The organism is Vibrio sp. 10N.286.48.F5 (assembly GCF_041469785.1).
In the GTDB taxonomy this organism is placed as follows: domain Bacteria; phylum Pseudomonadota; class Gammaproteobacteria; order Enterobacterales; family Vibrionaceae; genus Vibrio; species Vibrio crassostreae_C.
The window spans coordinates 1-20,180 of sequence record NZ_JBFRLG010000041.1 but is presented as its reverse complement, the minus strand read 5'-3'; the positions used below and the strand labels follow the sequence as shown (position 1 = coordinate 20,180).

Below are 20,180 nucleotides of genomic sequence, written 5' to 3'. Positions count from 1 at the left end.
GTTCTTTAATTTAGAAGTATCTTGGAGCTTAATTTGTACTTAGAACCAGGATGGTAGAGCAATGCAAAGCTGATGAGGCGCTCTTTACTCCATGTTCTTCTATTCAAAAGTAGGCAAGGTTCTGATTCAGATAGCTTTAGTGACGTTCTGATTTGAGAGTCAGGAATAATGGCTTCAACCGTGTGCTCGATTGCACTCAACGGGCAGCTTTTTGAAAGGTATTCATTGGGTGTAGAGGTTGAAAAGTCTTGCTCTAGGTATTTTGGTGCGGCTTGCGAGTTCACCCAGCGCGCTTCCAATTGAATCGGTGTGTTGTCAGCAAAGTGGATGATTTCACTATAGAATACTTCGGCATTGATCATCACACCTAACCGTGTCGCGGTGCTTTCATCTGCCTTGATGCTCTTGTGCTTGATAACCTGGCTAGCATACGTTTGACCTCGGTCTTTGATCTCTTGTGCGATGTTGTTGATATCAAGCAGCGGAGATTGCGCTTTTTCGTCTGGTTCACAAACAAAAGTACCTAGCCTTGGCTTCCTGATGAGTTTGCCTTCAGACACAAGATCTCGAATGGCTTTATTGACCGTCATTCGACTCACATTGAACTGCTCTGTGAGTTCGAGTTCTGTGGTTATCTGGTAACCCACTGGCCAGTGACCACTGTTGATATTATCGTCTATGAACTGTTTTATCTGAAGGTAGAGCGGCGCTTTCGACATAATGAAACCTTATTTGACTATACAAATAGAGTAACGGAATTTTTCACGATTTCAACATTTCCTCGGACAATGTGACCTTATTCAACATAGATGGGGCAAATTGCTTGATTCTGTGAGGCAAGTGTCGCAAATTGTCACGTAATAACTATTCGTAAATCAGATGATTAGAAAGGGAAATAATATGTTTAAGAAATTAAAGGCCTCGTTGGGCATCGGTGCAGCAAAGGTTGATACTGTCTTAGATAATATTGAAGTTTTCCAAGGTGGAGAGTTGTCTGGCAATGTTCACATTGTTGGTGGCGACGTTGAGCAACAAATCGACTTGATTAACTTGGTTATCAACACAGAAGTAAAAGTAGAAACGGAAGACAGTACCAGCTACGAAACCTTTTCACTGGGTCGTATTCAAGCGGTAGAGCCTTTCGTTATCCAACCGGGCGAAACCAAACTGGTTCCATTCCGACTTAAGTTAAATGATGAAACGCCAGTCACCGCGTTGAACGCACAAATGAACCAATGCCATGTGTGGGTTGAAACCAACCTAGATATAGGCTTCGCGATTGACCCTAAAGACCGTGACTTTATCTCCGTACACCCACTGCCAACAGTTGCTAAAATCATCCAAGGCGTGGAAGCATCCGGTATGGCAATGGTGAAAGCTGACGTAGAGAAGGGCTTCTTAAAAGGCAACAACTTTGCTTCTCGTTCGGGTTGTTACCAAGAGATTGAATTTCGCAGCGGCGGTTTCATGAATAATAAAGAGATCGAGCTGTCATTCATCGTTGAAGGCTCAATGGTTCACTGCCTAGCAGAAATCGATCGCTCAATGAGCTTCCGTGGCGATCAATACATCTCATTCAGCTTGCCTGCGAACGCTGCCGATTCAGACATTCGTAACGCAGTCTCAAGAATCATGAATGCGTAGTTGCTCTCTCTGTTAGTCGTTACTCTTTCTATTAATAGAGACAAGACAGTACGATTTCTAAAGCCGAAATTATCCGTTCGGCTTTTTTGTATTGTAGATAAAGCCAACGAATTACTGATTGAACTATGGGTTAGGCGTTAGAAGGATCTATATAGAAGAGACATTTCAGTCATATAGTTTTGTGGTGCTGCGGGACTAACATTGTCATTTCATATTATTTCGTTACAATGTTCGGCTACTCACAGATGTGGCATCTGTATTTGCTTCTATGTGGGTATATTTATTATGCATATATCCCCAATCAGCGTACTCGTTGATTGAAAGACATATATTAAACATTTTCATGTGTTGCTTGGTGTGCAACACCACTGTAAAGGACAAATAATGCCAATTATTACTCTTCCTGACGGTAGTCAGCGTCAATTTGACAACCCTGTATCAACTCTAGATGTTGCCCTATCAATCGGTCCTGGTCTTGCGAAAGCTACCATTGCTGGTCGTGTAGACGGCGAGCGTGTTGATGCTTGTGATCTTATCGAAAACGATGCAAGCCTAGAAATCATCACAGCTAAAGATGAAGTTGATGGCCTTGAGATCGTTCGTCACTCTTGTGCTCACCTTTTAGGCCACGCGGTTAAGCAGCTTTTTCCAGAAGCGAAAATGGCGATCGGTCCTACTATCGATAACGGTTTCTACTACGATATCGATCTTGAGCACTCTCTAACGCAAGACGATCTAGAAAAGATCGAAAAGCGCATGAAAGAGCTAGCGAAGACCAAATACCAGGTTGTTAAGAAGAAAGTTAGCTGGCAGGAAGCGCGCGACGCATTCGAAGCTCGCGGCGAGACTTACAAGATTGAAATCTTGGACGAGAACGTTTCTAAAGACGATCGTCCAGGCCTGTACCATCACGAAGAATACATCGATATGTGTCGTGGTCCACACGTGCCTAACATGAGCTTCTGCCAGCACTTCACTCTACTTAACGTAGCGGGTGCATACTGGCGTGGTAACAGTGACAACAAGATGCTTCAACGTATCTACGGCACTGCATTCCACGACAAGAAGGCACTTAAAGCTCACCTTGTGCGCCTAGAAGAAGCGGCTAAACGTGACCACCGTAAAATCGGTAAAGCGCTTGACCTATTCCACATGCAGCAAGAAGCACCAGGCATGGTGTTCTGGCACCACAACGGTTGGACTATCTTCCGTGAGCTAGAAGTATTTATTCGTCAAAAACTGACTGAGTACGATTACCAAGAAGTTAAAGGCCCATTAATGATGGACCGTGTTCTTTGGGAACGCTCTGGTCACTGGGATAAGTACGCTGAAGCGATGTTCACTACTTCTTCAGAGAACCGTGAATACGCTATCAAGCCAATGAACTGTCCTGGTCACGTTCAAATCTTCAACCAAGGTTTGAAATCTTACCGTGATCTACCGCTACGTATGGCTGAGTTCGGCTCATGTCACCGTAACGAGCCGTCTGGCGCACTTCACGGCATTATGCGTGTTCGTGGCTTCACTCAAGATGATGCTCACGTATTCTGTACTGAAGACCAAGTTCAACAAGAAGTTAAAGCTTGTATTGAAATGGTTTACGATACTTACACAACTTTCGGCTTCGAAAGCATCGTTGTTAAGCTATCTACTCGTCCAGAACAGCGTGTAGGTTCAGACGAAATGTGGGACCGTGCAGAGGCTGACCTTAAGCAAGCGCTAGAGGCAATGGACATTGCATACGAGATTCAAGAAGGCGAGGGTGCGTTCTACGGACCTAAGATTGAATTTACTTTGCATGATTGTTTGGACCGCGCTTGGCAATGTGGTACAGTGCAGCTCGATTTTGCATTACCAGAACGTTTAGGTGCTACTTACGTAGGTGAAGATAACGAGCGTCACACGCCAGTTATGATCCACCGCGCGATTTTAGGTTCACTAGAACGCTTCATTGGTATTCTTATTGAAGAATACGCTGGCTTCTTCCCAACGTGGTTGGCGCCAGAACAAGCAGTTGTAATGGGCATTACAGACAAACAGTCTGAATATGTACAAGAAATTACGAAAAAACTGCAAAAAAGTGGATTTAGAGTCAAAGCAGACTTGAGAAATGAGAAGATTGGCTTTAAAATCCGCGAACATACTTTGAAACGTGTACCGTTCATGCTTGTGTGTGGTGACCAAGAAATGGAAGCCGGCGAAATTGCAGTACGTACACGTAAAGGTAAGGACCTTGGCAAATTTAAAGTGGATGACTTTATTTCATACATCCAAGCCGAGGTTTCAAGCCGTAAGCTCAATCTGGAGGAATAGCTATTAAAGGCGGAAGACGTGGCCAACAACCGGCCAAACAAAACCAGCACCGTTTAAACGGTGACATTCGTGGCGTTCGTGAAGTGCGTCTAACTGGCGCAGACGGCGAAGCTGTTGGTGTAGTATCAATCGCTGAAGCGATGGAAGCTGCAAATGAAGCTGGTATGGATCTTGTAGAGATCAGCCCTAACGCCGAGCCGCCAGTTTGTCGTGTGATGGACTACGGTAAGTTCCTCTTCGAGAAGAGCAAAGCTGCGAAAGAGCAGAAGAAGAAGCAAAAGCAGGTTCAGATCAAGGAAATTAAATTCCGACCTGGAACTGATATTGGAGACTATCAGGTAAAACTACGCAACCTGACTGGTTTCCTAGAAGACGGCAACAAAGTGAAGGTAACAATTCGCTTCCGTGGCCGCGAAATGGCTCACCAAGAAATCGGTGTTGACGTTCTTAATCGTTTGAAAGCGGATACTGAAGAATTTGCAGTAGTCGAATCTTTCCCAACGAGAATTGAAGGTCGCCAGATGATCATGGTGTTGGCCCCTAAAAAGAAGTAATTAACGGCTTTGCAAGTAATTGAACCCTGCAGCCTCAGGTTGCGGGGTTTTATTCGCCCTAATTACTATGTTATTAACAACTCAACAATGCGGAGTTATTCATCATGCCTAAGATGAAAACCAACAAAGGTGCTGCTAAGCGTTTCCAGAAAACTGCTGGTGGTATTAAGTTTAAGCACGCTGGTAAACGTCACATCCTGACTAAGCGTACTACTAAGAACAAGCGTCAGCTACGTCCGAACTCGATCCTTCCTAAATGTGAAGTTGCTCAAGTTCTACGTATGATGCCATACGCTTAATTCTTTTTAGTTTATAAATTCGTTTAGTTTAGGAGAAGCATAATGCCTCGCGTAAAACGTGGTGTACAAGCTCGTGCACGTCATAAGAAAGTTCTAAAACAAGCTAAAGGTTACTACGGAGCACGTTCACGTGTTTACCGCGTAGCTTTCCAAGCAGTTACCAAAGCTGGTCAATACGCTTACCGTGACCGTCGCAACAAGAAACGTCAATTCCGTCAACTTTGGATTGCACGTATCAACGCGGCATCTCGTCAAAATGGTCTATCTTACAGCCGTTTCATCAATGGCCTAAAGAAAGCATCTATCGAGATCGACCGTAAGATTCTTGCTGACATCGCAGTATTCGACAAAGCAGCATTTGCTGTTCTAGTTGAAAAAGCGAAAGCATCTCTATAATTTAGAGTTAGCTTAAAGGTTTAAGAAAAGGAGAACTTCGGTTCTCCTTTTTTATTGCCTGTAATTTGGCTTTGCCATACTCTCTCGCATCTCGCATCTCGCATCTCGCATCTCGCATCCCGCACCTAATTTTTATTCGCTTGAACACGCATTCTGGTATATAAACATTTACCTAACCTTTAAATGTAAAGCGACCGAAATAAATGACCGCACCGACCACTATGACGTTCTTCGAACGTTTTGAAACTGACATCCTATCTGGCAAGAAGACGATTACTATTCGTGATGAATCTGAGCGAGACTACCAGCCAGGCAGTGTTGTGGAAGTATCGACGCTAGAGCAAGACCGTGTGTTCTGTAATCTTAAGATCATCAGCGTTGAGCCAATTTTGTTTGATGACTTAGGTGAGTTCCATGCTCAGCAAGAGAACATGACGCTGCAAGTACTGAAAGACGTGATTCAAGATATCTACCCGGGTATCTCTCAACTGTATGTGGTTTCTTACGAGCTTGTGTAGCCCGCTTTAAATAGAATTTGTTGATCAATACTGCGTCTAACGCAGAGCAATGATAAAGGGAAGCCACAATGAGTGAATTACAGAGCGAAACAGTTCAGCAAATTTTGCTTCAACTTTATTGTCGTGAGCAAAATGAGCAGCCGTTAATCTCTAGAACTGATCTCGACATTGCTCTTTATGATAGCGAAGGCTTTCTAGCGTGGCGTGACACAAGGCGTAACTTTACGGTCAGTGATATCGAGAATCGAGTTTGGGTGAAGAGCTGCCCCGGCGGTTACATCACTGAAGTGCACTTCAATGCTGACGGTTCTTTGACTGAATATCGTTTGTTCGACCGATTTGAAACAACAGGGCTGTGGCAACTAAAAGACGGTTTGTTACACGTCGAGATTCTGAAGGGTGAGAACTGCTACCAGTTTGCTGTTGTGGCTCGTGCTGACCTTAATATTCACTCTGCGGTTGAGTATAAGAGCGGAGAGCTGCATTCGTACTTGAAGCTTGTTCAAGTTGAAAGCTAAACGCTGGTTCGTTTAATTAGCATATAAAAAAGCCAACAGTGATGTTGGCTTTGTTGTCTTCAATCTGACTGAATACTTCTATTAAGCTTCGAAGTTCGCCAATCGAGTATAAAGCTCGCTGTCTTGATCTTGCTTTGCACAAATCGTCAGTAGGTCTTCAATAAAGTACTTCAATGCACGTGCTTCAATTCGGCGAATACCTTGTTGATGTTCTTCAGTTAGGTACCCGTAGATAGTCGCAGCGCCAAAGTCACCAAAGATCATCTGACCTTGTTCGTTCACTAAAGTGTTGTGAGCGTATAGATCACCATGAGAGACTTTATTGGCATGAAGGTGTTCAAACACATCAATCATCTGCTCTGTAATGCTATTGATTTGAGCAATTGAAAGTTCGAAACCTTCTGGGAAAGTATCACGCGTGCAAGTCTCGAGTGTTGGTGGTAGCCCTAGGTTGTAGTAGCTGTTTGGAATGAGTTCCACCACCAAAGCTAGGTAATCTTGTTCCTCTACTTGGGCGATAGATTTTACCAAGTTGTTATGGTGTCCAGCCTGCAAGCACGCTTCCAGTTCATCATGTGGGTAGCCGTCACTGGTGACTTCGCCTTTAAACACTTTAACCGCCACTTCCTGTGGAAAATCGAAGTCGCTGTTTAGCCAGCTTGCATGCGAGATCACGCCAGATGCGCCTTGGCCAAGTACTTGATTCAGTGAATAGCTTTGAGAGCTAACCGCAGGCACGCTATCTAAGCTGCTAGGGTGTTTGCAAAACGGGTTACCCGCAAACGCTAACCAAGCCAGTTTTGGTAGCTTGATAAGGAACTCTGGGAATTCAGTCAACTGGTTTGCAGACAGGCGAACTAGCTCAAGGTTGGATAGGTTTTCCATGCTTTCTGGTAACACGCGAATCTTGTTACCCGCCAATGCCAGTTTCTGTAGTCGCGGTCTTTCACCTAGTGAGCTAGGCAGGGCCTCAATCTCATTGTCGGTCAGGATTAACCAACGTAGTTGAGTCGGCAGAGATTGTTCGCTAACGGTTTTGATTTGGTTGGTTTTGAAGCCAACCATTTCGAGCTTAGGAAGTGACCCTAGAACATCAGGCAGGTGCGTAAACAGGTTATTCGACGCGAAGATAATACGCAGGTTAGTTAGCTTTGATAACTCGGCTGGTAGGTCTGACAGCTGATTACCTGAAAGGTCTAGGATCTCAAGAGAATCTGCAAGCTCTATGATTTCTAGAGGGAACTCTGTGAGATCTTCTGATAGTTTTAGACGCTTAATACCTTTAAGTTGCCCTGATTTTAATTGTTCTAGAGTATGCAAACCTTAGCCTTATGAGTAGATGTTCGAGGCGCGTAGTTTACTTGTCTCAACCGAGAAAGGCGAGTATCCGCAACAATACTCGCCTATCTACGCTCAGTGGCTGTTGATATCAAGGTTAAAGCTGAATACGATTTTGGCTAACGCCGACCTCCTCAACAAAATCCAAGTCATGACTGACTAAGATAAAAGCTCCTTGGTATTCACGTAAAGCTGACGCCAATATCTGCTTTGAGTCGATATCTAAATGATTGTCTGGCTCATCAAGCAGCAGTAATGGGGAGTCTTGCTTATGACTGACAATCAACATCGCTAGCTTCATTTTCTCTCCACCACTTAGGTGAGCGACTTTGCGGTACACGGTATCACGCCTAAAGCCGATGCCTGCTAACAATGTCCGAGCATCACTCTCTGTGAGCCCGTCACTATGTGTCATGAGGCTATCGAACATTGTGTCGTTGGTGTCTAATAGTCCAAAGTGTTGATCCAAGTATACTGTGGACCCTAAGCGTTTAATGGAACCTGTATAGTTCGAGTGTTGCCCATGAATGGCCTTTAACAGCGTCGACTTTCCGCAGCTGTTTGCACCAGTGAGATAATACCGTTCACCTTGCGACATAGAAAAGTTGATACGAGCGTCAGAACCAAAACTCAGATGGCAATCTTCAACGGTTAATAGCGAGTTCTTTTTACTGTTATTACTCTGTTGTAGATACAAGGCCTGTGGTTTTAGTTGTTCCTTTTGTTCTTTAAGAGATTGAAGCTTATCTTGATTTTGCTCCTTTAAGTTATTTTGGCTAGTGGCTGATGCTGCTTGTGTTCGTCCGGCTTTGTCTTTCATCGCATCCATTAAGATCTTTGGCTGACTGCCGGATTCTCGCAGTCGGTTTCCTTGCGCCTCTCGCTGTTGTGCTTTTTCTTTGTTGGCTTGAGCTTGGCGTTCAAGTCGTCTCTTTTCTGATTGATGATGAGCAATCTGTTTATCTAGTGCATCGGCCTGATTCGACATTTGTTTGAAGTAGTCATCGTAGTTTCCTTTATAGAAACGTAACCCCAAACTGTTGAGATGGTAGATACCTTCCATTTGTCTCAATAAGCTTCGATCATGGCTGACGACAAGTACCTTACCTTCAAACACCTGGCATTGTTCTAGTAGCCAATTGCGTCCGTCGTTATCCAAATGGTTCGAAGGCTCATCGAGGATCAGTATGTCGTTATTTGATACGAATAGCTGATGAAGCTGTAACAGGGCGAGTTGCCCACCACTCAAAGAGCAACAAAGTGTGTTCAAATCACGAGTGATCTTTAATGTACCTAGCAACTGCTGGGTACGCGCCTCTAAATCCCAATCATCGCCAACGATATTGAAGTGCTGCAGTTCACAGCTACCTTGTTCTATTGCGCTTAACGCTTCTAACTTTTCGGTGAGTCCTAAGAAGTCAGCGATGGTGATGTTGGTATCCAGTAGCGTTGATGGTAACTGAGAGTAAAAGCCGATTGAACCTTGGCGCGAAACACTGCCCGTTGTGGGCTGTTTTTGTCCAACGAGCAATGAAAGTAACAATGACTTTCCAGCCCCATTTCTTCCGACTAGGCCTGTGAGGCGAGTGCTCAAATTAAAGGTGATGTTTTTGAATAACCACTCACCAGTATCGAGTTGGAATGAGAGATTATTGGCTAATATAGTCGGCATAGAAATACCTCCCTTTACGTGTAAACGAGTAAAAGGGGTGAGGCGCTTTTTCTATATAGAACCCTACACAGAATTCTATGTATAGATCGCCAAAGACGTTACTTAGGTAGCGTACCAATCAAAGATAGGAAATAGAGTGCTGATCTGATTTCTGTCTTTAAGGTGCTGATCTTAAAGATGTAGGTTGTCAAAAAACGGATCTTTAAGAGCTTGATTTGTCGCGAAAATAGATGACGAAGTAACGCCCACTAACCCCGAGTGTCCAAATGATTTTTATAAAAATAAATCGGATGTCAGGATGTTAGTACTTCATTATGGCGTTATTCTCTTTTGAAATGATGGTGGGATGGTACTGAAAGAACGTACTCTGAGTCAATATACTGAGGTGATTAAATTGTGTTCAAATGATTAAAGCGCCTGTGTGGCGCTTTAGTGATCATTATTGGAAATAAGTTGAGTCTAGAACTTATATCTTTGGGTTTAGAGCTTAGAGCTTAGAGCTTAGAGCCTTGGGCTTAAAGCTAAAGCTACTTGGTTTGCCCACCAACGGCGCGCCAACACATATCAAAGCTATCGTTGATGTACTTGGCTGACTGCTCTGGTGGCAACTCATTCTGTTCAATTAACCAGTTTGCACAAATCAAAAAGTGGCTGTGGATGAAGTGCCTAACAAGATTGATGTCTAATACCATCAGTTCACCAGTTTCTTGTCCTTTCAAAATGATCTCGTCTAACGATGCGAACATCTTTGAGACGATGACTTCTCGAGTTTGAGTCGTTGGGTCGAAATGAACATTGGTGAAAAACTTCATCGCAACTGGATTTTCTAGCGCCCATTCAAGCCCTGTGATCCACATGAACTTAAAGGCTTGGTAGCGATCTTGTTCAGCGATTTCTGTGTGCTGGTCAAGGGTAGAAAATAGCTCTATTTTCAGTTCACGAAACAGTTCATCAATCAGTAGAGATTTGTTCTCGAAGTGGTGAAACAGTGTCGCCTTTGCTACGCCTGCTGTTTTCGCTATTTGTCCTGTAGATGTGCCCTCGAGCCCTTGCTGAGAAAAGAGCAGGAGCGCAGCATCTAGGATTTTTTGCCTTTTCGTAATCATCTATTTAGTACTTTGAACAGAATCTTTTTAATTGGGTTGTTGTAAGGAGGGTGCATTAACTTAGTGAAGTTAATTTTTCCTCTACTTAGAACGGTTTTGGCATGGCTAAAGGTCTTGAAGCCTTCAATACCGTGATAGTGTCCCATGCCTGAAGGGCCAATGCCACCGAACGGCGCATCTTCTGCTGCCACATGCACTAGCGAGTCGTTGATACAAACACCGCCAGAATGCGTATTCGATAAGAGCTGGTCTTGGGTCTGTTTATCATGACTCATCAGATACAGAGCAAGTGGACGTTCTCTTGCTGTGATGTAGCTGATCGCTTCTTCAATAGAGTCATAAGGCACGATAGGCAGAATAGGGCCAAACAACTCTTCTTGCATCGCAACCATATCGTCGTTCACTTCGGTTAGAAGGTGTGGCGTCATTCTGTGGTTTACATCATCTTGTGCTTGTTCGGTGACAGTGTGAATAACCGCACCTTTAGACTGAGCATCTGCAATCACACCTTTCAAACGATTGTATTGGCGCATATCGATCACTGAGGTTAAGTCTTTGCTTTCAATACCGGCTTTATAAAGTTTTTTGAAGTACTGCTTATAAGCCGTGATGAACGCGTCGACTTTTTCTCGTGGCAATAAGATGTAATCGGGTGCCACGCAAATCTGGCCAGCGTTTAAGCTTTTTGCAAACAGGATGCGTTCAACGGCGTCAGCCACATCAAAGTCAGGGGCAATAATCGTTGGAGACTTGCCACCCAATTCCAAAGTTACTGGCGTTAAGTTGTTGGCTGCTGCTCTCATTACGTGCTTACCCACAGAGGTCGACCCTGTGAATAGAATATTATCAAACGGGAGTTGGCTAAATTTCGCGGAAACGTCAGCTTCACCCTCTATAATCGCAACCTGATCTTCGTTAAAACCCTCAGCCAGCATGGCTTTTAAAACTCGGTTGGTCGCTGGAGTGAACTCAGACATCTTGAGCATTGCAGTATTACCTGCCGCCAACGCAGTGATGAGGGGCCCTAAAGAGAGCATCACCGGGAAGTTCCAAGGAACAATGATACCGACAACACCCACTGGCTGATAATGAACGGTGATCTTCGCGGGTGTCAGCATTAAGCCTGCTTTGCGGCGTGATGGCTTCAACCATTTCTTAAGGTTCTTCAGGCTGTAATTGATCTGGTGAAGAGAAGGGGTGATATCAGCAATCAAGCTGTCGTGTTTTGCTCGATGGCCATAATCTTCAGATACTGCCTCAATCAACAGCTCTTGATAGCGCATTAACAACGCTTTTAGTACTGAGAGGTTTTTTCTTCTCTGCTCAAGCGTTGGATTAACATTACTGCGGTAGTGATCTTTTTGTCGGTCGAACATTTGATCCATGTCGTTGATGCTCGACGTGTTTGGTTCAAGGTCTAGATTATGGCTCATAGTATCCCCTAAATTCGAAAGCTGACCGATTGGTCGGTCAGTTGAATTTACAAGAAGATCGAATCGAATACAAGATATGCACGAGAAAAGTTCAATAATTGAGCGGTTACAACATTGAAGTGAGCGAGTTTTAGTTGGAAGAACGAAGTGTTTATAGGTATCGAATCACGGGATACAAGTTGTGTTTGTGATAGCGAGAGTTCAGATTGGGAAGTGCGCATATTTGTCACAACCCTGACTTAACTTGACCAGATTAGCCAAGAATTTTATGTGTCTTTGGTATTTTATTCACCTGATTTTTTGTTAGAAAGTGCTTTAAATCTAATGCGCTTCAGCCTGTTTTTTGGCCTAAAACCTTGTAATACCTTACCTGTCACTTTAAGTCGGATCGACGATAAAAAAACGTAATCGTAACCACAAATATCAATGGTTGGACTCACTCTTAATAATATCGGTTAATGCAGCCAACAAATCGTTTTTGAACGTTTTTTGTTGGGTTATACCTCGCTATTCCAATGAGGTATCTTCTGTCGATGGCCCTATAGTGTGAGGTCTCTAGAATTGGAAAATTCGGTTAATTTGGAACGCATCCGTGCTGAGTATAATGTAAAGCACTGGAGCCAAGGTTTTTATGGAATTGATGATAACGGTGAGGTGTATGTATCACCGAGCGAAACCGATCATCAAGTTCCTCTTAGTCAGATCGTAAAACAGTTAGAGCAGAGAAATATTGGTTTGCCTGCTCTTGTGCGTTTTCCTCAAATAGTGCACCAACGTGTGCACAATATCTGTAACGCATTTAACCAAGCGATCGACGAATATCAGTATGACAACCGTTACCTGCTTGTTTACCCGATTAAAGTTAACCAACAGAAAGAAGTGGTTGACGAGATCTTAGCGAGCCAAGCTCAATTAGAGCAGAAGCAATTGGGCCTAGAAGCAGGTAGCAAGCCTGAACTATTAGCGGTATTGGCACTGGCTCAAAAAGCGAGCTCAGTGATCGTGTGTAACGGTTACAAAGACAGAGAATACATCCGCCTTGCACTGATTGGCGAGAAACTAGGGCACAAGGTTTTTATCGTTCTAGAGAAGCTGTCTGAGCTTGATCTTGTTCTTTCTGAAGCGAAAGCACTTGGCGTAAAACCTCGTTTGGGTTTACGTATCCGTCTTGCTTCTCAAGGCGCAGGTAAATGGCAAGCAAGTGGTGGTGAGAAGTCGAAATTCGGTTTGTCTGCATCACAAGTGCTTACTGTTATCGAACGCTTGAAAGCCGAAGACCAGCTGGATGTACTTGAACTCGTGCACTTCCACCTAGGTTCACAAATGGCAAACATTCGTGACGTGCGAAATGGCGTGAGTGAAGCGGCTCGTTTCTACTGTGAACTGCGTGATATTGGCGCTCAACTGAAGTTCTTAGATGTTGGTGGTGGCTTGGCAGTCGATTACGACGGCACGCGTAGCCAATCTTCAAACTCAATGAATTACGGCTTGCTTGAGTACGCTCGTAACATCGTGATGACAGTAGGGGATATTTGTAAACTCTACAATCAGCCACAACCTGTGATTATTTCGGAGTCTGGTCGCTCACTGACTGCGCACCATGCTGTGTTGATCACCAACGTGATTGGTACTGAAAGCTACTCACCGGAAGATATGGCTGCGCCAGAAGCAGACGCACCACTGTTGCTAAACAACATGTGGAAGAACTTCTTGGAGTTAGATGCAGGTAATGATGACCGCGCGCTGATTGAGATCTACAACGACACGCAAAGTGATATCGCAGAAGCACACAACCAATTTGCGACAGGCATGCTGAACCTTCAGCACCGTGCTTGGGCAGAACAGATGTCTTTGCGTATTAACTATGAACTTAGCTCTCGTATGAGTACTAAGAACCGCTACCACCGTCCAATCTTGGATGAGTTGAGTGAGCGTTTGGCTGATAAGTTTTTCGTGAACTTCTCTTTGTTCCAATCGTTGCCAGATGCTTGGGGTATCGATCAGGTGTTCCCTGTATTGCCTCTAAGTGGTTTGGACAATGCGGACGAGCGACGCGCGGTAGTACTGGATATCACATGTGATTCTGACGGTACGATCGATCAGTATGTTGACGGCCAGGGCATTGAAACAACGTTGCCAGTTCCAGCATGGAATCCAGACGAACCTTACCTGATGGGCTTCTTCTTAGTAGGCGCATACCAAGAGATCTTGGGTGATATGCATAACCTATTTGGTGATACGCACAGTGTGGTGGTGAACGTTGATGAGAGCGGAGAAGCGAACATTGACTACATCAACGAAGGCGACACGGTTGAAGACATGATGCGTTATGTTCATATCGATATGGACCTAATTCGTCAGAACTACAAAGAATTGGTAACGGCGAAAGTACCAGCGCAAGAGCAGCAAAGCGTACTTGAAGAGTTAGAGCAAGGCTTGATGGGTTACACCTATCTTGAGGATTTTTAATGAACGATCTATTTACGAAACCAGATTACTCGTTGTACTCCAATGCGATGACGTTTATGCGTCGTCCATTGGTGCAAAACCCAATCGACAACGATGCTGATGTGGTTGTGTTGGGCGCGCCGTTAGATATGGCGACGTCTGGTCGTCCGGGTGCTCGTATGGGACCTGATGCGATTCGTCGTGCGTCAGTAAACTTGGCGTGGGAAGGTAAAAAATTCCCTTGGGACTTCAATGTATTTGAACACACCTCGGTCATTGATGCTGGCGACCTTGTGTTTGATTGCGGTGATGCAGAAGACCTAACTCAACGTTTAGAAGCAGCTGCTGATGCGATTCTAAACAGTGGTAAAACTCTGTTAGGTTTAGGTGGCGATCACTTCATTACACTGCCTTTGTTAAGAGCATATGGCAAGAAGTACGGTGAGATGGCTCTGATTCACTTCGACGCGCACACTGACACTTACAGTCAGGGTAGTCGTTACGATCACGGTACTATGTTCTACCATGCGCCAAATGAAGGTTTAATTTCGCCTGAACATTCAGTGCAAATTGGTATTCGTACAGAGTACAAGCAGGAAGGGCACGGCTTTAACGTTATTAACGCGATGCAAGCGAACGACATGAGCGTGGACGATATCATTGCTCAAGTGAAAGGTATTGTTGGTAATAAGCCAGTGTACTTAACGTTTGATATCGATTGTCTGGATCCTGCTTTTGCTCCGGGTACCGGCACACCAGTATGTGGTGGTTTGAACTCAGATAAAGTGCTCAAAATCATCCGTGGCTTACAGGGTATCAACATGGTTGGTATGGACGTTGTAGAAGTGTCTCCTGCCTATGACCAAAGCGAAATTACGGCATTGGCTGGTGCGACGATTGCTCTCGAGCTGCTTTACGTCTGGACTGCAAATCGCCTTGCTAAATAGTTGTGTGTCATTGCTAACAGCATAACGCTATATACTGATTTTAAAGCCCACTAAGGTTCAACTTAGTGGGCTTTTTTTGGATACCTCGAAATATCCATTTGCAACTTCTACTCATTGTCCCTGTATACCCATTCAATACTCTAACTGTTGTATATGTAATTGACGCCATATACGGTGTTTGAACAGTTTCTCATCAGCTTTATGCTGCACCTTGTCTCAAATATGGGATTTAGTTCTTCTTTGGGGTTTAGGTACATATCGACCCTATCAATCGCCCATAAATCCTAATGATTTATCAACTTTATTACTGTATATATTTATAAAAATTTGAGGTGTAATTAAGGTATGCGCTTTATTGCATATTAATCAACACCCTATAAACTCTTGCTTAGTCCATGAACAAACTAAAGTGAATGCCTAGATTTGTGAAAAGAAGTCACTTCGCACAGACATGACATTTCGGATAAGGAAGACTAGGCTTAAAGTTAAGTAAACTATAAAAAAAACAGGCGAAACGGAACTGACTCATCACATACATCAGTCTACGTAATTGATTGTTAATGCAGAGAATAAGTTCTGAATATAATTTAAGCCTGAAACCGTTATTACTATCATTTTCACGATGTTGGGCAATACAGCATTTTGTGACCTCGGGGGATATATGGGTATTGAAGTTTCGCGCCAAGCTGCAGTTGTAGAGGCAGTGAGTGGAGAAGTCATTGCGGTTAAGTCTGATGGAAGCGCACGAAAAATTTCAGTTGGCGATATTATTCGTGAAAACGAGATTGTTATCACTGCAAACCAAGCAGAGCTGTTATTAGGTAACCCAAACGGTGTCACTGAGGTGGCAAGTAATTGTGTTGGCTGTGTTGATCAAGACATAGTGTGGGCTGATGCTCCTATCGCTGGAGAAGTTAATTTTGACTTACAGCAAGCCGATGCAGGAGATTTTGATGATGATGAATTTGCTGCTATCCAAGAAGCCATTTTAGGTGGTGCCGATCCGACCCAAATCTTAGAAGCAACGGCTGCGGGGGGCGGATTAGGTTCTGCAAACGCTGGCTTTGTGACGATTGACTACAACTACACCGAAACTCATCCGTCGACATTTTTTGAGACCGCAGGTCTAGCAGAACAAACGGTTGATGAAGACCGAGAAGAGTTCAGAACAATAACCCGTTCATCGGGAGGTCAATCAATCAGTGAAGTGCTCACCGAAGGCTCCATTTCTGGCAATACCTACCCCCAATCTATTACAACTACCGAAACGATTATTGCTGGTAGTTTAGCGCTCTCCCCTGATTCTTTTGTTCCAGAAGCACTGTCTCTCGCTTCGCTACTCACAGAGCTAAACAGTGATATTACTTCAAGTGGTCAACCCGTTACGTTTACTTATGATGCGGCGACGAACTCTATCATTGGTGTTCAAGGCACCGATGAAGTATTACGCATCGACATCGATGTTGTTAGTGTTGGAAATAACGCTGAGCTTTCATTGACCACAACGATTTCTCAACCAATTGATCACGTAACGTCTGTTGGTGGCGGTCAGGTTTCCTATACAGGCGATCAAATTAACATCACTTTTGATATTCAAGGTGAAGACACCGCCGGAAACCCATTAGCAACACCAATTAATGCGCAAGTTGCCGTGGTTGATGGGGGCGATCCGTCTGCTGAAAGTGTGAATATCAGTAACGTAGAAACTAGCAGTGCAGCAATTGAAGGAACGTTCTCCAATATTGGTAGTGATAATCTTCAATCAGCTGTATTTGATGCTGGTGCACTGGACCAGTTTGATGGGTTGCTCAGTGATAATCAAAACACGCTTGCGAGACTTTCTGATGATGGAACAACGATTACTCTGTCCATCCAAGGTCGAGGTGAGGTTGTTCTCTCTATCTCCCTTGATACCGACGGCACCTATAAATTCGAGCAGTCTAATCCGATAGAACAAGTGGGCACCGATTCACTGACGTTCGATTTACCGATCACGATTACCGATTTCGACCAAGATGTTGTAACCAATACGATCAACATTGTCATTACTGATGGCGATAGCCCGGTTATCATTAATGTTGACAGTATTGACGTTGATGAAGCGGGCATTGTTGGCGGCTCACAAGAGGGCACGGCGGCAGTGTCTGGCAGCGGCAGTATTACCGCGGATATTTTTGAAAGTGACATCATCGACCATTATGAACTGGAGCCGACGGAATTTAATACGGGTGGCACCTTGGTTTCAAATGGTGAGGCTGTGCTACTTGAGCTGATTGGTGAGATCGGTGGTGTAAGAACTTATGAAGGTTACGTTGAGGTCAATGGAACGAGAATTACGGTCTTTGATGTTAAAATTGATAGCCCTTCATTGGGCAACTATGAGTTTAATCTTTATGAAGAACTTTCTCATCAAGGCGCTGAAGATGCGCTGCTAACTTTTGCATTGCCAATTTATGCCGTTGATGCAGATGGCGACCGTTCTGCACTATCTGGCGGTTCGAGTACACCAGAAGCCGCAGAGATTCTCGTTAATGTCACAGATGATGTTGTTGAGCTAGTTGATAAAGTTGAGTCAGTCACGGAACCAACTTTAGCCGGCGATACCGTTGTTTCGTATAACCTATTCAACTTCGAAGGCGCTGATGGCTCGACAATTCAATCGTTTAACTATGATGGTGTTGATTACTCACTAGATCAGAGCTTGCTGCCAGATGCTGTTCAAACATTCAGTTTTACTGAGGGTGTTGTAACCATCTCACTAAATGGCGATTTTAGTTTTGAAGTCGCTCGTGATATCGACCACTCAAGCAGTGAAACTCTCGTCAAACAGTTCTCGTTTTTAGCTGAAGATGGTGATGGAGACACTGACACTTCATCGCTTGAGCTAAGTATCACTGACGGTCAAGATCCAATCATTGATTTGATCCCGCCAGTTACTCTCTCAGAAGCCAACCTTGCTGATGGTTCCTCTCCAAGTGGAAGTGCGGTCAGCGCTACCGAGACGATTACCTTTACTGCTGGTAGTGATGATGTAGCTAAATTTCGTATTGAACCAACTGAATTCAATGTCGATGGGACACTGAAATCGAATGGGTTTGCGGTTGAGATAAAAGAAGACTCTGCTATTCAGGGCACTTACATCGGTTTTATTACCAACGCTTCTGGCTCTGAAATCCCAGTATTCACCATTAGTTTCTCTGCTACTACGTTAGGTGAATACACCTTTACCTTACTTGAAGCGCTAGACCATGTGGATGGCCTAGATAAAAACGATTTAAGCTTTGAGCTTCCTGTTTATGCGGTAGACAGCGATGGCGATGACTCATTGGTGTCTCAGCTTAATGTGACCATCGGTGATGATGTTCAAATCATGCAAGACGGTACGTTAGATATCATCGAGCCAAATCTGGCTGACGGTACAATCACAACCAACACCATTGATGTAATGCCAAATCAAAGTGCTGATGGCGCGACGATCACTCAGTTCAATTATGACGGTGTCGTAAATACACTGGATCAAAGTATTTCAGGAGAACAGCAGTTCAGCTTCACAGAAGGTCGCTTGTTCATCACCCTTGAAGGTGAAATGCGTTTCGAGCCAAACCGTAACCTAGACCACTCTGCGAGCGAAGATATCGTGAAGTCGATTGTGGTGACTTCAAGTGACTTCGATAACGATTCTCTGACTTCTACCGTAACGCTGACGATTACTGATGGTGATAACCCTACGATTGACGTTATTCCAAGCGTAACCCTTTCTGAAACAAATCTGACTGATGGCTCCGCTCCTAGTGGCAGCGCGGTGAGCTCCACTCAAACCATCACATTTACCAACCAAAGTGATGATGTGGTTCGTTTCCGAATTGAACCAACGGAATTCAATACTAACGATGATCTTAAATCGAACGGTTTAGCCGTTGAGTTACGTGAAGAGCCGACAGGGTCGGGTGACTACATTGGTTTTACTACTAGTGCGACGAATGTCGAAACCACGGTATTTACGCTGAGTTTTTCTAGCACCATATTAGGTGAATACACGTTCACACTCATTGAAGCGTTGGACCATCAAGATGCCCGTGGTAACAACGAGCTCAGCTTTTATCTGCCTGTTTATGCGGTAGACAGTGACGGCGATGATTCACTGATGTCTCCGTTAAATGTCACTATCGGTGATGATGTTCAAATCATGCAAGATATTGCGTTAGATATCGTCGAGCCCAATCTTGCAGATGGTACGGTAACAACTAACACCATTGATGTGATGCCAAATCAGAGTGCTGATGGCGCGACGATCACTCAGTTTACTTATGACGGTCAACTACGAACCCTTGATCAGAATGACAATGGTGAACAGCAATTCAGTTTTACTGAAGGCGAACTATTCATCACGCTTCAAGGCGAAGTGCGCTTTGAGCCCAACCGCAATCTCGACCACACGCTGAACGAAGACATTGTGAAATCAATCGTGGTGACATCTAGTGACTCCGATAACGATGTGCTTACCTCAACCGTCACGCTGACCATTACCGATGGTGATATTCCGACCATTGATAATGTGCCAACTGTGAACTTGTCGGAAACCAATCTGAGTGATGGCTCTGCACCAAGCGGTAGCGCGGTTAGCTCAACTCAAACTATTACTTACACCACTCAAAGTGATGATGTGACCAGCTTCCGTATTGAACCGACTGAGTTCAATTTTGGCGGCACTCTCACATCAAACGGATTAGCTGTCGAGCTGAAAGCTGACCCAACCACACCGGGCGGCTACATCGGTTATGTTACTGATGGTTCGAATGTTGAAACCAATGTGTTCACGATTAGTTTCTCGGATACCAATTTAGGTCAATACACCTTCACCTTACTTGAAGCACTAGACCATGTAGATGGCCTCGCAAATAATAATTTGAGTTTCGACTTACCGGTTTACGCGGTCGATAGCGATGGCGATGACTCGTTGGTGTCTCAACTTAACGTGACCATTGGTGATGATG

Annotated in this window: 15 protein-coding genes; 10 read left to right on the top strand and 5 right to left on the bottom strand. The window is 44.3% G+C overall.

All coding sequences use genetic code 11. The features are described from left to right. Positions 1–5: 5 nt before the first annotated feature. Positions 6–719, bottom strand: coding sequence for a histidine utilization repressor (gene hutC / locus AB4185_RS19385; protein ID WP_017072048.1), 714 nt, complete (start codon positions 717–719; stop codon positions 6–8). 181 nt (positions 720–900) lie between these two features. Here hutC and AB4185_RS19380 point away from each other — a divergent pair, with 181 nt between their 5' ends. The 7 genes from AB4185_RS19380 (at position 901) to AB4185_RS19350 (ending at position 6,242) form a co-directional block, all read left to right on the top strand. After that, complete coding sequence (locus tag AB4185_RS19380; protein WP_372135798.1) at positions 901–1,644, top strand: sporulation protein; 744 nt, start codon at positions 901–903, stop codon at positions 1,642–1,644. A gap of 384 nt (positions 1,645–2,028) precedes the next feature. Continuing rightward, positions 2,029–3,957, top strand: coding sequence for a threonine--tRNA ligase (gene thrS, locus AB4185_RS19375; protein WP_017059786.1), 1,929 nt, complete (start codon positions 2,029–2,031; stop codon positions 3,955–3,957). A 2-nt stretch (positions 3,958–3,959) separates the two neighbouring features. Continuing rightward, on the top strand, positions 3,960–4,511 hold the full coding sequence (infC, locus tag AB4185_RS19370; protein WP_076654893.1) for a translation initiation factor IF-3: 552 nt from the start codon (positions 3,960–3,962) through the stop codon (positions 4,509–4,511). Positions 4,512–4,615: 104 nt separating this feature from the next. Next, on the top strand, positions 4,616–4,810 hold the full coding sequence (gene rpmI / locus AB4185_RS19365; RefSeq protein WP_004738430.1) for a 50S ribosomal protein L35: 195 nt from the start codon (positions 4,616–4,618) through the stop codon (positions 4,808–4,810). 42 nt (positions 4,811–4,852) lie between these two features. Beyond that, on the top strand, positions 4,853–5,206 hold the full coding sequence (gene rplT / locus AB4185_RS19360) for a 50S ribosomal protein L20 (protein ID WP_004733517.1): 354 nt from the start codon (positions 4,853–4,855) through the stop codon (positions 5,204–5,206). Positions 5,207–5,409: 203 nt separating this feature from the next. Next, a complete protein-coding gene (gene yqfB, locus AB4185_RS19355) occupies positions 5,410–5,724 on the top strand; it encodes a N(4)-acetylcytidine aminohydrolase (RefSeq protein WP_017063603.1) in 315 nt (104 codons plus the stop codon). Positions 5,725–5,792: 68 nt separating this feature from the next. Continuing rightward, positions 5,793–6,242: a hypothetical protein gene (locus AB4185_RS19350; RefSeq protein WP_372135797.1), complete on the top strand. Its 450-nt coding sequence runs from the start codon at positions 5,793–5,795 to the stop codon at positions 6,240–6,242. Between the two features lie 81 nt (positions 6,243–6,323). Here the strand turns inward: AB4185_RS19350 and AB4185_RS19345 are convergent, their stop codons facing one another. From AB4185_RS19345 to AB4185_RS19330, 4 genes are all read right to left on the bottom strand, one after another. Next, positions 6,324–7,562: a leucine-rich repeat-containing protein kinase family protein gene (locus tag AB4185_RS19345; protein WP_372135796.1), complete on the bottom strand. Its 1,239-nt coding sequence runs from the start codon at positions 7,560–7,562 to the stop codon at positions 6,324–6,326. 115 nt (positions 7,563–7,677) lie between these two features. Beyond that, the gene (locus AB4185_RS19340; RefSeq protein WP_372135795.1) at positions 7,678–9,252 is read right to left on the bottom strand and encodes an ABC-F family ATP-binding cassette domain-containing protein; all 1,575 of its coding nucleotides are present in this window, start codon (positions 9,250–9,252) and stop codon (positions 7,678–7,680) included. 527 nt (positions 9,253–9,779) lie between these two features. Then, positions 9,780–10,358: a TetR/AcrR family transcriptional regulator gene (locus AB4185_RS19335; protein WP_102332109.1), complete on the bottom strand. Its 579-nt coding sequence runs from the start codon at positions 10,356–10,358 to the stop codon at positions 9,780–9,782. Further along, positions 10,355–11,791 carry a coniferyl aldehyde dehydrogenase gene (locus AB4185_RS19330; RefSeq protein WP_372135794.1) on the bottom strand — a complete coding sequence of 479 codons (1,437 nt, stop codon included), beginning with the start codon at positions 11,789–11,791 and terminating at the stop codon, positions 10,355–10,357. The genes AB4185_RS19335 and AB4185_RS19330 overlap by 4 nt, the downstream gene beginning before the upstream one ends. A gap of 561 nt (positions 11,792–12,352) precedes the next feature. Between AB4185_RS19330 and speA the strand changes: the two genes are divergently transcribed. The 3 genes from speA to AB4185_RS19315 form a co-directional block, all read left to right on the top strand. After that, entirely contained in the window at positions 12,353–14,260 is a 1,908-nt protein-coding gene (speA, locus tag AB4185_RS19325; RefSeq protein ID WP_372135793.1) for an arginine decarboxylase, read from the top strand. Next, positions 14,260–15,186, top strand: a complete 927-nt coding sequence (speB, locus tag AB4185_RS19320; RefSeq protein WP_136973983.1) for an agmatinase — start codon at positions 14,260–14,262, stop codon at positions 15,184–15,186. Before speA ends, speB begins: the two co-directional genes overlap by 1 nt. Positions 15,187–15,847: 661 nt before the next feature. Then, positions 15,848–20,180: retention module-containing protein (locus AB4185_RS19315; RefSeq protein ID WP_372135792.1), on the top strand; the 4,333-nt coding region annotated here is incomplete at its 3' end.

Excerpts from the sequence above, each read along its gene's own strand:
- AB4185_RS19330 (WP_372135794.1), bottom strand. The coding sequence starts at position 11,791 with ATGAGCCATAATCTAGACCTTGAACCAAACACGTCGAGCATCAACGAC.
- speB (WP_136973983.1), top strand. The coding sequence starts at position 14,260 with ATGAACGATCTATTTACGAAACCAGATTACTCGTTGTACTCCAATGCG.
- rplT (WP_004733517.1), top strand. The coding sequence starts at position 4,853 with ATGCCTCGCGTAAAACGTGGTGTACAAGCTCGTGCACGTCATAAGAAA.
- yqfB (WP_017063603.1), top strand. The coding sequence starts at position 5,410 with ATGACCGCACCGACCACTATGACGTTCTTCGAACGTTTTGAAACTGAC.
- rpmI (WP_004738430.1), top strand. The coding sequence starts at position 4,616 with ATGCCTAAGATGAAAACCAACAAAGGTGCTGCTAAGCGTTTCCAGAAA.
- AB4185_RS19340 (WP_372135795.1), bottom strand. The coding sequence starts at position 9,252 with ATGCCGACTATATTAGCCAATAATCTCTCATTCCAACTCGATACTGGT.
- AB4185_RS19350 (WP_372135797.1), top strand. The coding sequence starts at position 5,793 with ATGAGTGAATTACAGAGCGAAACAGTTCAGCAAATTTTGCTTCAACTT.
- thrS (WP_017059786.1), top strand. The coding sequence starts at position 2,029 with ATGCCAATTATTACTCTTCCTGACGGTAGTCAGCGTCAATTTGACAAC.
- hutC (WP_017072048.1), bottom strand. The coding sequence starts at position 719 with ATGTCGAAAGCGCCGCTCTACCTTCAGATAAAACAGTTCATAGACGAT.
- AB4185_RS19335 (WP_102332109.1), bottom strand. The coding sequence starts at position 10,358 with ATGATTACGAAAAGGCAAAAAATCCTAGATGCTGCGCTCCTGCTCTTT.
- AB4185_RS19380 (WP_372135798.1), top strand. The coding sequence starts at position 901 with ATGTTTAAGAAATTAAAGGCCTCGTTGGGCATCGGTGCAGCAAAGGTT.